This window comes from Pseudomonas sp. H3(2019) (assembly GCF_007713465.1).
GTDB lineage: Bacteria > Pseudomonadota > Gammaproteobacteria > Pseudomonadales > Pseudomonadaceae > Aquipseudomonas.
The window spans coordinates 120,759-133,261 of sequence record NZ_VMSG01000020.1 but is presented as its reverse complement, the minus strand read 5'-3'; the positions used below and the strand labels follow the sequence as shown (position 1 = coordinate 133,261).

Here is a 12,503-nt window from a genome sequence, read left to right as displayed (position 1 = left end):
TATCCCTTATCGTAAGGGGGAAACGGTGTCCTGTCTTTCATGGGGCTCGTTCATGGGGCACTCGGTAACGCTTGCCCCATCAGTAGTGAAATCACTTCCCGTAGCTAACGATCTTTGTAATACCATGCCGCTGGATGTTTCGGACGAGGGTTGATTGATCCAATCCCAAAGCTCTTCGAACTTGGCCGGAACGCTGCGTCGTGGTTCTCCATTCCTTCCTTGATGACCATCGGTAACCATCCGGCCAACACATGTTCCCGAGGTCGCACTCAGGTCGAAACTCCGAATAGCCTTATCGACCGCCGAGACTTCCTCCGCCGTCGACACCAATCACTTGACCCGTGATGTAGGAGGCCCCATCACTCAGGAGAAACGCAATCAACGACGCAACCTCCGACGGACTGCCTAGCCGCTGCATAGGAATTGTCGAAAGTATTTTACGCTCCTCGTCCCCACCCGCAGGTCTTGTTTTTCGAAAAAGCTCGGTCTCTATCGGGCCCGGAGCTACGGCATTTACGGTGATGCCGAGAGGTGCTAACTCAAGTGCCCAGGTGCGAGTGATGCCTACCAACGCGCTTTTGGCTGCGGCATAAGACGTTCGATCACGGGCTCCGTAAATTGCCCGACTACACACGTTCACTATACGTCCGGCAGTAGAGCGTTTAAGGGATGGCAAGCATGCCTGCGCAATCTGCACCGAAGCTCGGACATTCAGGTCTAAGACAGCTTGGAGGGTCGCCAGATCTAGGGTTTCGAGACTTTGTGGTGCAGCAATGCCTGCATTATTGACGATTGCATCTATTGAAAATTCCTTTAGCAATTCTGAAAGAGCTTTATCCGTTTGTTGAATATCTGCCAGATCGCAGAGCAACAACTTTCCAGGAAAATTTTCAGTGGGATGCCTAGCGATGCCGATCACATTCCACCCTAAGTCTCTTAGACTAAAACTTAGGGCTCGGCCTATTCCTCTGGTCGCGCCTGTAATAAGTACTGTCTGCCCGCTTTTCATACGTACTCATCTGTGCTTAATGTAAATATATAGATAGCACAATCTATCTTGTGATTTCTATGCTGCTCAGGGCACCAAGAGCCCGTCAACATACCTTGAGATTAAACGAGTGCCCATTTGTACGGCAGCAACTGATCGATTTCACTCGCCCGCTGCGTCGGCAGGCGCGTGAGAACGTCTTTCAAATAAGCATACGGATCATGCCCGTTGAGTCGCGCAGACTGGATCAAACTCATGATCGCAGCCGCGCGTTTACCGCTGCGTAACGACCCTGCGAGTCGAGTCAGCCGAAAGGAATTCCCCCCCCTCGGCTGCTCACAGAACCGTACGTGACAGTCTCCCGTCATACGGCTCTTGATCACACATTCGATGCACGTAGTAAATACCAATGTGCGAACAGCTCCGGATTCTCTTTTCGAACAAGACGCAGCCGATGCTCCGCTTGACGTATAGAGATTCGGTACTTGCTCTTCATCCATTTGAGCAGTCGCGATTGCAACGCGCTCCACAATCGATAGCTGAAGTTTCTGTACCAGAATTTACCGTAGTATTCGATCCATCCTCGAATCACAGCATTGTACCTGCGAGAAAAATCCCTCAGGTCATCCGTCGTGGATCGATGGATGCGCCAGTGTTTGATCGTGTCTAGCGGCTGGCACTGTGCAACCACTGGCTGAATCCGCTGCGTCGATGAAGACTGACAGCCGTAGATCGGAAGTAGCAAGGCGATCACGCAGACGAGCCTGGTCTTTTTGAGCATGGACCAAAGCCTCGTAGTGGGTTTGGTCGCTGGCTGCAAGGCGCTGCTCGAGCGCCAGGCGTTTATCTGGCTCGGTGCGCTGCTGGGTAACGGCCGTCTGGGTCAGCTCATTCCGGGTCTCGCCGTGAAGTTTCGATTGCTCCCAGCTTCCACGCCGCCGCATTCACAGCAGAGCCCTGCGCAGCCCTTCCTCGAACACGGTATCCGGATGCCCACCACGCCGAGTGGACAGCATTTCGCAATGCTGGTGGCGTCAAGCAAGAACTCGAAAACGTCGTCCCATTCAAGGGCGCCTAACCCCTCTTCCACCTACCAGCCTGCCGGTGAACGGCAGGCAAGAAATAGTGTTCGCCCTGCACACATGACCTCGCCATCCGTGGGCCGGTAAAGAGTCATGTGGCTGGGTGAACAGCTGAAACGATACACCAACCAATTTAGACCTTCAAAGTTATATATTCGGCCTGCCGGTGAACGGCGGGCGAGGAATCGTTTTGTCCGCACTGAACCGCTTCCATGAAACAGCGAGCGATGCGCTGGAGAAGATCAGCGCCAGTCTCCCGGTTGGCGCCAAGCTTAGCCTGACCATCTACACCCCGGAAAAACCAGAACTCGACATCCTGCTGCAGGACAAAGGCCTCGACCTGAACGAAGTGGTTTCGACCCTGCGTCGACGCGGCCTCAGCATCGACGGCGACAACGCCTACAAGCGCGACCTGCCGGACTCCACCGTTGGCGCGCCGACCCTCGGCGCGCAGAACTCCAACCCGCCACCGTCCGACCACTGGGGAACGCGCTTTTGGGAGATTGGCCGGGAAGAGCGCACTGACCGAAGAGCTGGTCGAGGTACTGAAAGGCGTCCGGATGCCGTCATCGAGTGGATGTATGCCAACTTCACATCGAGAGCCAGGCAAATCCATGCGGCTTACTTCGAGTTCGCCGCGTAGCCAATATAACTGCCGACATACGTACGCTGCGATGTGCCTAATGGCAGGCATGAACCCCGCGTTCATCGCCGGACAACTGGGTCACAGCGTCCAGGTATTGTTGTCGACATATGCTCGCTGGCTGAGCTCCACCACCGACTGGTCAGAGATTGGGAAGCTGGAAAGCCGGATTGGTACAAAAATGGTACAGCATTAAATATATTTCACCTTTCCCCCCAGCCCCACGGGCGCCTTTCGCTTTCATAGCACATACTCATAAAATGTTACGTTTCACCCAGAAAGCCCGTTGCAGAACGGCATATTCATTTCTTACCGAGTCCGCCCGCGTGAAAATCCGCCTATCTATCCTGAGCCTATTTTTTGTACTTACAGGCCCTCTTGTCACCTCAAACGTCTACGCACGTGAAACCACCGCGGCACCTCGAGACACCTCACAACTGCGCATCGCCTCCGGCAGTGCGATGGTGATCGATCTGCAAACAGACAAAGTCATCTATGCCAGCAACCCGGACGTGATCGTGCCGATCGCCTCGGTGACCAAATTGATGACCGGGCTGATCGTGCTGGACGCCAAGCAGAACATGGACGAATACATTTCCGTGTCGATCAGCCAAACCCCGGAAATGAAAGGTGTGTTCTCCAGGGTCAAACTCAATAGCGAACTGTCGCGCAGGGAAATGCTGCAGATTGCACTGATGTCCTCGGAAAATCGCGCTGCCGCGAGCCTGGCCCACCACTACCCAGGCGGTTACGCAGCTTTTATCGCGGCAATGAACGCCAAAGCCAGGGCGCTGGGCATGACCAGCACCCATTACGTCGAACCGACCGGCCTGTCAGTCCACAACGTTTCCACGGCCCGCGACCTGAGCAAATTGCTCCAGGCTGCACGCAAGTATCCGATGCTGAGCCAACTGAGCACGACCAAGGAAAAAACCGTGACGTTCCGCAAACCCAACTACTCCCTGGGTTTTCACAACACCGACCACCTGATCAACAAGGCCGACTGGGACATCAGGCTGACCAAGACCGGCTTTACCAATCAGGCCGGCCACTGCCTGGTATTGGTGACGAGCATGGGTAATCGCCCGGTTTCGCTGGTGATTCTCGATGCCTTCGGCAAATACACCCACTTCGCCGACGCTGCACGGATTCGTCAGTGGGTTGAAACCGGCAAGAGCACTTCCGCGCCGAGTGTTGCCCTGCAATACAAAGCCGAGAAAAACCTGCAGCATCGCCAAGGGAGCGGCATGGCGCAGACCGGCAAATAAGCGCACGAAAAAAAGCCCGCGACGCGAGTCGGGGCCTTTATCGATAACGGCGCCTCAAGGCGCCGTTTTTATTCGGCTCGATTAATGGGCAGCCAGTGCTTTGGTCGCATTGGTTGCCGCCTGTTCCTGCCCAGCCCGAGCCAGTTCGTCAGCGGCTTTGAGCCAGCGCTGCGAATCAACCTTGGCCGGAATCTGGGTCGGCCCCTGAATCAGCACCGCCCAACCGCCAGCGTTCTGGAAGGCCGATTCAAACGACGTGAAGCTCATCAGCAAACGGCGGTCCATTCCGGAACGCAGCAGCACCGTCTGCTTGTGACGGTTGTAGCCGGCGAGAATCGCGTACCTCGGCTCTTTCCAGAATGCCGAACCCTCACTGAAGCGCAGCAACACCGGGTAACCCGCCGCGACCTGGGTCAACAGCGCCGGCAGATTGCTGTCCAGCGGATACACGACCATCCCGTATTCACGCGCCAGGTTCTGCATATTCTGCTGCAACTGCGCCTCGGCGCCCGGCAAATGCAGCGGCTTGTCGAGCAGCCCCGGGGTAATCACGATGCCTTGCTGGGAAAGCATGCTAGCGAGGGATTGCGGTCCGCTTTGGTAGGCTTCGCCACGGTAAAACGGCATGCCACTGAGCTCGACGCGCTCAGGCAGACGCTGGATTTCAGGTTGCACGCTCCCGGCACAACCGGCCAGGCTCAAGACGCAGGCCGCGGCCAGCAAGGCGCAGCGGAATCGGGGAAGTACTGGCAACATCATCACTCACTTGTTCAGGCGCCGGGCAATCGGTCTCCTGGCTTCGCCCATGATCATAGCAGCGGTATAGCCTTTAACGGCAGTCACGTGCAGCGGATAGAACGAACTGGTTGGAGACTCACGACCTTTGGTCAATTGCCTGCAACACATCAGCGACTAGACTGACCCTTGCACAGAGTGTGTGCCCGAAGCAGGGCAAAGAGGAGGCACTGAATGAGCCTGACGATGATAATCCTGATGCTGATCGGTGGCTGGCTGGCCGTTGCCGCCGCCATGCTGTGGGGGGTGCTGCGCATTACCCGCAGACACCATCATGCCTACATTCCACCTTCGGCACCTGGCAAAGCCGAGAAACCTGCCCGGCACCACGCTACAGCGCACTGATCGATTCGGTTGAAATCCACCACAAATCAAAACGGCCGTCTGCACGCTTTCGAATGCAGACGACCGTTGCGTTTTTACCTTACCGCTTACGCTTCAGCAGTTAGCCGCTTCTCCCGGGCCCGACGCGACAACATGTTCAGCCCCTCAATCGTTGCCGAGAATGCCATGGCCGCATAGATATAGCCTTTCGGTACGTGGGCACCGAAACCTTCGGCGATCAGGGTCATACCGATCATGATCAAGAAGCCCAGGGCCAGCATCACCACCGTCGGGTTGTCGTTGATGAACCTGGCCAGAGGCTCAGCCGCCAGCAACATCACCATCACCGACACCAGCACCGCGATGATCATGATCGGCAAATGCTCGGTCATGCCGACAGCGGTAATGATGCTGTCGATGGAAAACACCAGGTCAAGCATCAGGATCTGACCGATTGCTGCGGCAAAACCCAATGTCACGCCGGACGTTTGCGTTTTCGGATCTTCCGGTGACGGGTCCATGCTGTGATGGATTTCAGTGGTCGCCTTCCACAACAGGAACAGACCACCGGCGATCAGAATCAAGTCTTTCCACGAAAACGCGTGGTTGAACAGTTCAATCACCGGCTCCGTCAGTTGCACGATGAACGCGATGGTACTCAGCAAGCCCAGACGCAGGACCAACGCCATGCTGATACCGATCCGGCGTGCCTTGGCACGGTGCTGCACGGGCAGCTTGTTGGTCAGGATCGAGATGAAGATCAGGTTGTCGATGCCGAGCACGATTTCCATCACGATCAACGTAGCCAGGGCGACCCAGGCTGTAGGGCTTGCTGCAAGTTGTAAAAGATAGTCCATGGGTCAGTCCTGACTCGGTATTAGACGGAATGGAACAGACTTGGCCAAGGGAGTGGCCCGTCGATAGCGAGGCATTCTAAGGAGGCAAACACTTCAGGAAAATTCGTATTTTTAGCAGCTATACTTCGGTTTTTACGAATCGGCAAAACGCATGCTCAATTATCGGCAATTGCATTACTTCTGGGTCGTGGCCAAAACCGGCAGCATCGTGCGTGCGTGCGAGCAATTGAACCTGACTCCGCAGACCATCAGCGGGCAGATCAGTCTGCTCGAACAAACCTATGGGATAGAGCTGTTTCAGCGGGTTGGCCGGCAACTTGAACTGACCGAGGCCGGACGGCAGACGCTGCCTTACGCCGAGCAGATGTTTCAGCTGGGTGGCGAGCTGGAGGCCATGCTCCGGGCGCAGCCCAATGAACAGCAGATTCTGTTTCGGGTGGGTGTCGCCGATGTGGTGCCAAAATCCATCGTCTATCGCCTGATTGCACCGACCATGGAGCTGACTGAGCCGCTACGCATCACCTGTCGCGAAGACAAACTGGAGCGCTTGCTGGCCGATCTGGCCATTCAGCGGCTGGACCTGGTGATCTCCGACAGCCCGATGCCGTCGCACCTGGACATCAAGGGTTACAGCCAGAAGCTCGGCGAATGCGGCATCAGTTTTTTCGCCACGAAGGCGCTTGCGCAACGCTATGGCCAAGACTTCCCGCGTTGCCTGCACGGCGCGCCCCTGCTGATTCCAGGACAGGAAACCGTGGTGCGCAGCCGCTTGCAGCGCTGGTTCGCCGAACAGCAGATTCAGCCACGCATTGTCGGTGAGTTTGATGACAGCGCCTTGATGCAGGCGTTCGGCCAATCCGGTAGCGGGATTTTCATCGCCCCGAGCGTGATTGCCGATGAAGTGAGACGCCAGTATGGCGTCGAGTTGATCGGGCAGACCGATACCGTGACCGAGTCGTTTTACGCGATCTCGGTCGAGCGCAAGGTCAAGCACCCCGGCATTGTCGCGATTACCGAAGGTGCCCGACGCGAGCTGTTTACCGCGCTTTGAAGCCTCAGGCGCAGACGGCCGGGGCTTTGACCTTCATCAGCAACAATGCCAATACAATCGACACCAGGATAAAACCGGCCGCCGCAAACCCCAGGCTGCCCAGGCCCAAGGTGTCGATCACATGCCCACCAACCATCGCCCCCAGGCCAATCCCCAGATTGGCCCCGGCGATATTCAGCGACGCAGCAAAGGCTGGCGCTTGCGGGGCGGCTTTCATCAAGCGCACATGACTGACCAGGAACAATGCGGCCTGAGTCACGCCCCAGATACCCATCGCCGCGGCCAGTCCCAGCGTCGAATGGATACTCGGCACCAGAGCCACCATGCCGCCAATCATGAAGCCACAGAACACCATCGACGCGATCAATGGATGGCGATCGACCATGCGCCCGCCCAGCGAGTTGCCGATCAGCCCGACCGCACCAAAGCCCATCAGGCACCAGCCGACCACGGTGCCGTTGAAACCGGCCAGCCGTTCAAGGATGTCGGCCAGGTAGGTGTAAGCGGTAAACATCCCGCTGAACACCAGAATCGACAACAGCACATGCCCCTGCATCAGTGGGCTGCGCAGAATCTTGAACTGTGAACGCAAGCTCACCTGCTGGTTGTGCAGGTTGGTTTTCGGCAAATAGATAAACAGCAGCAGCGCCTTGGCCAAGGCAATGACCGCGAGAATGCCGAACGCCGTGCGCCAGCCGAACGCATCGGAAATCAATGTACCGACGGGAATCCCGAACACGGTCGCGCAGACAATCCCGAAACCGATCTTGGCAATCGCCCGCCCGGCATAGTCCGGCCCGACGATGTCCACCGCCGTTTCACTGGCCAGCGCCCAGAACACCGGCAAACCCAGCGCCGGTATCAGCCGCGCGACAGCCATCACACCGATATTCGGCGCCATGGCCGCCAGGGTGTTCGCCAGCCCGAACATGATCAGCACGCTGATAAACAGACGCCGACGTTCAAACCGCGCGAAGTACGCAGTCAGGAAGGGTCCGAAGGCGGCAACGGTAAACGCGAACAAGGTCACCAGCAGTCCCGCCTGGGAAACGCTGACGTCGAGGTCGCGAGCGATCGACGGTAACAGACCGACAATGATGAACTCTGTGGTCAGCACGGTGAAACCGGCGGCTGACAACAACAGGATGGGCAACAGCATGGGGTAACTCCAGAAAACGACAACGCCAGCGACAGCCCAAGGGCTCACTGAGGGGAGATGAAAAAGTGGATGGCGAAGCTTAACAGAGTGTGTCCGACAGCGCTGGCACGAACCTGACATATCGGTTTAAACACTCGGGTGGCAGATCGTCACAGGTCTGAAGGATCACGACTACGCTGTGATAAAGTCCGCGCCCGCAAAAAAGTTCAACCTTGCTCACTCGCCAACGCAGATGACGCAATGTGCGCTTGCCCGGACAGTCTGCCCGTTTGTTGCTGACCGGGTTTCTCGATTCACGGCACCTTAAAAAAATCAGAGATACCGCTATGACTGCTGCTCCGCCTACTCTTTTGCAAAGACTCAAACACACCAGCCTGGTCACGCAAATCGTCATTGGCCTGATCGCCGGTATTGCCTTGGCACTGTTTGCGCCTGAGGTGGCGAAATCCACCGCGTTCATCGGCAAAGTGTTTGTCTCGGCACTGAAAGCCGTCGCACCGATTCTGGTGTTCGTGCTGGTGATGGCCTCGATCGCCAACCACAAACACGGCCAGGAAACCCACATCAAGCCGATTCTGTTCCTGTATCTGCTGGGCACCTTTGCCGCAGCCGTGGTCGCGGTGGTGGCCAGCAGCCTGTTCCCTTCGAGCCTGGTGCTGTCCACCCATGACGTGGCGATCAGCGCGCCCGGCGGAATCTCCGAAGTCTTGCAAAGCCTGCTGCTGAGCGTGGTCGACAACCCGATCAGCGCGCTGATGAACGCCAATTTCATCGGCATTCTGGCGTGGGCAATCGGCATGGGCATCGCCATCCGCCATGCTGGCGAAACCACCCGCACCGTGCTCGGCGACCTGTCCAACGGCGTCACGGTGATCGTGCGCCTGGTGATTCGTTTTGCTCCACTGGGGATCTTCGGCCTGGTCGCCTCCACGCTGGCCACCTCGGGCTTCGGCGCGCTGATCGGTTACCTGCATCTGCTGGCCGTATTGCTGGGTTGCATGCTGTTCGTGGCGTTGGTGATGAACCCGGCCATCGTCTTCTGGAAACTGCGCCGCAACCCTTACCCGCTGGTGCTGACCTGCCTGCGGGAAAGCGGAATCACCGCGTTCTTCACCCGCAGTTCGGCGGCAAACATTCCGGTCAACCTGGAACTGAGCAAGCGCTTGGGCCTGCATGAAGACACCTACTCGGTTTCGATTCCGCTGGGGGCGACCATCAACATGGCCGGTGCCGCGATCACCATCACGGTGCTGACCCTGGCAGCCGTGCACACGCTGGGGATTGCCGTGGACATCCCGACGGCTGTGTTGCTCAGCGTCGTCGCGGCGATCTGTGCCTGCGGCGCTTCCGGTGTGGCCGGTGGTTCGCTGCTGTTGATTCCGCTGGCGTGCAGCCTGTTTGGCATTCCGAGCGAGATCGCCATGCAAGTGGTGGCCGTCGGCTTCATCATCGGTGTGTTGCAGGACTCGGCAGAAACCGCGCTGAACTCCTCCACCGACGTGCTGTTTACCGCGGCGGCTTGCCTGGCCCAGGAAGAGAAAACCGTACAAGCCGCGTAACAAACCACCCTCACAAAAAAACCCGCCAAGGTTCACACCTTGGCGGGTTTTTTGTTGCTGGCGGGTTTAGAACGCGCCCATGTAATCGCGCTTGCCGACTTCAACACCGTTGTGACGCAGGATCGCGTAGGCGGTGGTGACGTGGAAGAAGAACTGCGGCAGGCCGTAGGTCAGCAGGTAAGCCTGGCCACTGAAGCGTTTTTCTTTCGGGGTGCCTGGGCGGGTAACGATCTCGATACCTTCCTTGCCGTTGATTTGTTCAGGCTTGATGCCGTCGATGAAGGCCAGCACCTTGGTGAGCAGGGCTTGCAGCTCGGCGAAGGTCACTTCGGTATCGTCGTACTTCGGCAGTTCGACTTCGGCCAGACGGGCAGAAACGCCTTTGGCGAAATCAACGGCGATCTGCACCTGACGCACCAGCGGGAACATGTCCGGGTACAGACGCGCTTGCAGGAAGGCATTCGGGTCAATGTTTTTTGCCGTGGCGTGAGCTTCGGCCTTGTTCAGAACATCGCTCAACGCGTTGAGCATTTGCTTGAAGACCGGAACGGAAGCAGCGTACAGAGAAATAGTCATGGCAGTCTCGTAGGGTGGAGGGAGTTGTGAAAGGAGTGAAACGTGGGCGCGATTATAGCCCTGCTTGCAGCGCCGTGCGGCGTGTCTTTGATCCCGCAGAACCACCAACCGACCGGCAAGCGCATCCGCTCCCCCTAGCGCCCCCGAACAAACTGCACGATGACTTCAAAGCCGTCTTGTTTACCCGTCGCGGGCGACATGAGCGCCATCGTCGCGTTGACGCCTTGGGCAATCGTCAGCGCGATGGCCAGGCCAAGCCCTGAACCCTCAGTGCCGCTTTCACCTCGCACAAAACGCTCGGTCAGGCGTTTCAATATCGGCTCAGGCACCACCGGACCGGCATTGACCACCCTCAGGAGTGCCTGACTGGAAAGGCTCACCTCAATGGGTTGATCCGGCGCGCCGTGCTTCATCGCGTTCTCGATCAGGTTGCGCACAAGAATGGCAAAAGCGTCAGGATCAATTGCCGACAGCACGCTGTGCACGGCGGGCAGAACCAGATGAACCCGCTGACCGGCCGCGTGATTGCACTCATCCACCACATGCGCCAATACGGGAATGAGGTCTTGCGGGACTTCGGACAGAAGCCCACCGCCTTCGGCCTTGGCCAGTTGCATCAGCTTTTCCGAGAGTCGCGTCAGCGCCTGGAGAGAGGCCTCGATCTTCGCGGCGCGCACTTGAAGCGGGCCCTCTGGCGCCTCGCGGCGTAACCGCTGAATGTGTGCCAGCGTCGCCGCCAACGGGGTGCGCAGCTCATGGGCACTGTTGGCGGTAAAGCTGCGTTCCATCTCCAGTGCCTTGCGCAGTCGCTCCATCAGATGGTTGACCGCCTCGGCCAACGGATCGATTTCCGCCGGCAATCGATCCACCTTGATAGGGGACAAGTCACCGACCCCGCGCGTCTCGATGGCCCGACGGTACGCCCGAACGCTGCGCAGGCTGACGTGTACGAACAACCAGGTGCCCAACAAACTGATCGGAATCAGTGCCAGCAACGGCAGGAGCAACGCGAGCAAGGCCTCCTGAGCGGCTTCGCGTCGATGGGCCAAGGGCTCGGCCATCTCGATAAAAACGCCTTCGCGCGGAGCGCTGGTCCCGTATAAACGGTACCTGGAAGTGGTGGTGAAGCCCTCCACCGGCAGCGGATTGAAAATGTCAGGGTCGGCATCATGCGATTGCATCAGTATCTCGCCCCGGGCATCCCGGACCAGGTACGTCAGGTATTCTTTGCGCACTTTGAGCGGTGCAATATGCCGAGCCTGGCGAGGCTCGTCACGGCTGCCGATTTCGAGCACGGCCAAGGGCAGGATTCGCTGCGCCGTCTCCTCCAGTGCACTGTCGAAGGCCTCGTTCAATTCATGTTGCACCACGACCCAGGCGCCGACGGTCGCCCCCAGCCACAGCAGGGTCATGCCCAGCGTCAGTCCCAACCCCAGGCGTTTTTGCAGACTCGAGGCCGGCCTCATACCGGCATCAACCGGTAGCCCATCCCACGGACAGTCTCAATCATCTCGCGGCCCAGTTTCTTGCGCAGACGGCTGATATAGACCTCGATGGTGTTGCTTTCAATTTCGGCGCCGAATGCATACAGGCGATCTTCCAGCTGGGATTTCGATAACAACGCGCCAGGGCGCTGGATGAAGGCTTCGAACAATGCCCACTCGCGAGCGGTGAGGTCCACCGGCATGCCGGCGCGCAGAACCGTGCGAGCGGTCATGTCGATCTGCAGCCCGCCCACTTTGATCTGCGGATTGGGATTACCACTGTAGCGCCGCGCTACCGCCGCGACTCGGGCGGACAACTCGAAGAGATCAAAGGGTTTGACCAGATAGTCGTCAGCCCCCGCATTCAGGCCCTCGATGCGATCGGATATCTGGTCCCGAGCGGTGAGAATAATCACTGGTGTGACGTCCCCTGCCCCGCGTTGCTGGCGCAAAAAATCCAGCCCTCGCCCGTCCGGCAGCATCAGGTCAAGCAAGATCAGGTCATAACCCGTCGTTCGCACGCTGGTCTGAGCGTGATCGAGGCGCTGCACCCAATCCACCGCGTGGCCGTCATCCGCGAGTTGCTCACGTACTGCCTCGCCAAGCCCCACAGCGTCCTCAACCAATAAAACCCGCATCGACACCCTCCTGTGATGGTTCGCCGTACAACACCTTGGCTGACGAACCTGACAAAGGCCTGAATCACCCTTCAGGTTG

General features: G+C 58.1%; 13 protein-coding genes and 3 pseudogenes. 6 read left to right on the top strand and 10 right to left on the bottom strand.

The window, feature by feature from the left end; genetic code table 11:
* Window positions 1-292: 292 nt before the first annotated feature.
* The 4 genes and pseudogenes from FPT12_RS20035 to FPT12_RS28045 form a co-directional block, all read right to left on the bottom strand.
* Window positions 293-1,009 (bottom strand): SDR family oxidoreductase, encoded by a 717-nt coding sequence (locus tag FPT12_RS20035; RefSeq protein WP_145018980.1) that lies wholly within the window; start codon window positions 1,007-1,009, stop codon window positions 293-295.
* Between the two features lie 101 nt (window positions 1,010-1,110).
* Window positions 1,111-1,284: pseudogene (locus tag FPT12_RS20030) on the bottom strand (transposase domain-containing protein); the annotation flags it as partial.
* 83 nt (window positions 1,285-1,367) lie between these two features.
* Complete coding sequence (locus FPT12_RS20025) at window positions 1,368-1,679, bottom strand: group II intron maturase-specific domain-containing protein (RefSeq protein WP_371922595.1); 312 nt, start codon at window positions 1,677-1,679, stop codon at window positions 1,368-1,370.
* A pseudogene (locus tag FPT12_RS28045) lies at window positions 1,624-1,911 on the bottom strand (lysis protein); the annotation flags it as partial. The gene FPT12_RS20025 and the pseudogene FPT12_RS28045, both read right to left, overlap by 56 nt.
* 349 nt (window positions 1,912-2,260) lie before the next feature.
* On the opposite strand from FPT12_RS28045, the gene FPT12_RS20015 reads away from it, so the two are divergent.
* From FPT12_RS20015 to pbpG, 3 genes and pseudogenes are all read left to right on the top strand, one after another.
* Entirely contained in the window at window positions 2,261-2,713 is a 453-nt protein-coding gene (locus FPT12_RS20015) for a hypothetical protein (RefSeq protein WP_371922594.1), read from the top strand.
* Window positions 2,709-2,909, top strand: a pseudogene (locus FPT12_RS28040) (site-specific integrase); the annotation flags it as partial. The gene FPT12_RS20015 and the pseudogene FPT12_RS28040, both read left to right, overlap by 5 nt.
* 130 nt (window positions 2,910-3,039) lie before the next feature.
* The gene (gene pbpG, locus FPT12_RS20005) at window positions 3,040-3,981 is read left to right on the top strand and encodes a D-alanyl-D-alanine endopeptidase (protein WP_145018977.1); all 942 of its coding nucleotides are present in this window, start codon (window positions 3,040-3,042) and stop codon (window positions 3,979-3,981) included.
* Window positions 3,982-4,062: 81 nt separating this feature from the next.
* On the opposite strand, the gene FPT12_RS20000 is transcribed toward pbpG, so the two are convergent.
* Window positions 4,063-4,737: a peptidase C39 family protein gene (locus FPT12_RS20000; protein ID WP_145018974.1), complete on the bottom strand. Its 675-nt coding sequence runs from the start codon at window positions 4,735-4,737 to the stop codon at window positions 4,063-4,065.
* Window positions 4,738-4,950: 213 nt separating this feature from the next.
* Here FPT12_RS20000 and FPT12_RS27695 point away from each other — a divergent pair, with 213 nt between their 5' ends.
* Complete coding sequence (locus FPT12_RS27695; protein ID WP_178098819.1) at window positions 4,951-5,121, top strand: hypothetical protein; 171 nt, start codon at window positions 4,951-4,953, stop codon at window positions 5,119-5,121.
* A gap of 86 nt (window positions 5,122-5,207) precedes the next feature.
* On the opposite strand, the gene FPT12_RS19995 is transcribed toward FPT12_RS27695, so the two are convergent.
* Entirely contained in the window at window positions 5,208-5,957 is a 750-nt protein-coding gene (locus FPT12_RS19995; protein WP_145018971.1) for a TerC family protein, read from the bottom strand.
* 151 nt (window positions 5,958-6,108) lie between these two features.
* Between FPT12_RS19995 and nhaR the strand changes: the two genes are divergently transcribed.
* The gene (gene nhaR / locus FPT12_RS19990; protein ID WP_145018969.1) at window positions 6,109-7,008 is read left to right on the top strand and encodes a transcriptional activator NhaR; all 900 of its coding nucleotides are present in this window, start codon (window positions 6,109-6,111) and stop codon (window positions 7,006-7,008) included.
* Between the two features lie 4 nt (window positions 7,009-7,012).
* Here the strand turns inward: nhaR and FPT12_RS19985 are convergent, their stop codons facing one another.
* On the bottom strand, window positions 7,013-8,167 hold the full coding sequence (locus tag FPT12_RS19985; protein ID WP_145018966.1) for an MFS transporter: 1,155 nt from the start codon (window positions 8,165-8,167) through the stop codon (window positions 7,013-7,015).
* 326 nt (window positions 8,168-8,493) lie between these two features.
* Between FPT12_RS19985 and sstT the strand changes: the two genes are divergently transcribed.
* Window positions 8,494-9,726 carry a serine/threonine transporter SstT gene (gene sstT / locus FPT12_RS19980; RefSeq protein WP_145018963.1) on the top strand — a complete coding sequence of 411 codons (1,233 nt, stop codon included), beginning with the start codon at window positions 8,494-8,496 and terminating at the stop codon, window positions 9,724-9,726.
* 66 nt (window positions 9,727-9,792) lie between these two features.
* Here sstT and FPT12_RS19975 read toward each other — a convergent pair whose 3' ends face one another.
* The 3 genes from FPT12_RS19975 to FPT12_RS19965 all read right to left on the bottom strand — a co-directional run bounded on the left by FPT12_RS19975 (window position 9,793) and on the right by FPT12_RS19965 (window position 12,424).
* A complete protein-coding gene (locus FPT12_RS19975; RefSeq protein WP_145018960.1) occupies window positions 9,793-10,302 on the bottom strand; it encodes a DUF1993 family protein in 510 nt (169 codons plus the stop codon).
* 134 nt (window positions 10,303-10,436) lie between these two features.
* Complete coding sequence (locus tag FPT12_RS19970) at window positions 10,437-11,768, bottom strand: ATP-binding protein (RefSeq protein ID WP_145018957.1); 1,332 nt, start codon at window positions 11,766-11,768, stop codon at window positions 10,437-10,439.
* Window positions 11,765-12,424 (bottom strand): response regulator transcription factor, encoded by a 660-nt coding sequence (locus tag FPT12_RS19965; protein WP_145018954.1) that lies wholly within the window; start codon window positions 12,422-12,424, stop codon window positions 11,765-11,767. The genes FPT12_RS19970 and FPT12_RS19965 overlap by 4 nt, the downstream gene beginning before the upstream one ends.
* Between the last annotated feature and the right edge of the window lie 79 nt (window positions 12,425-12,503).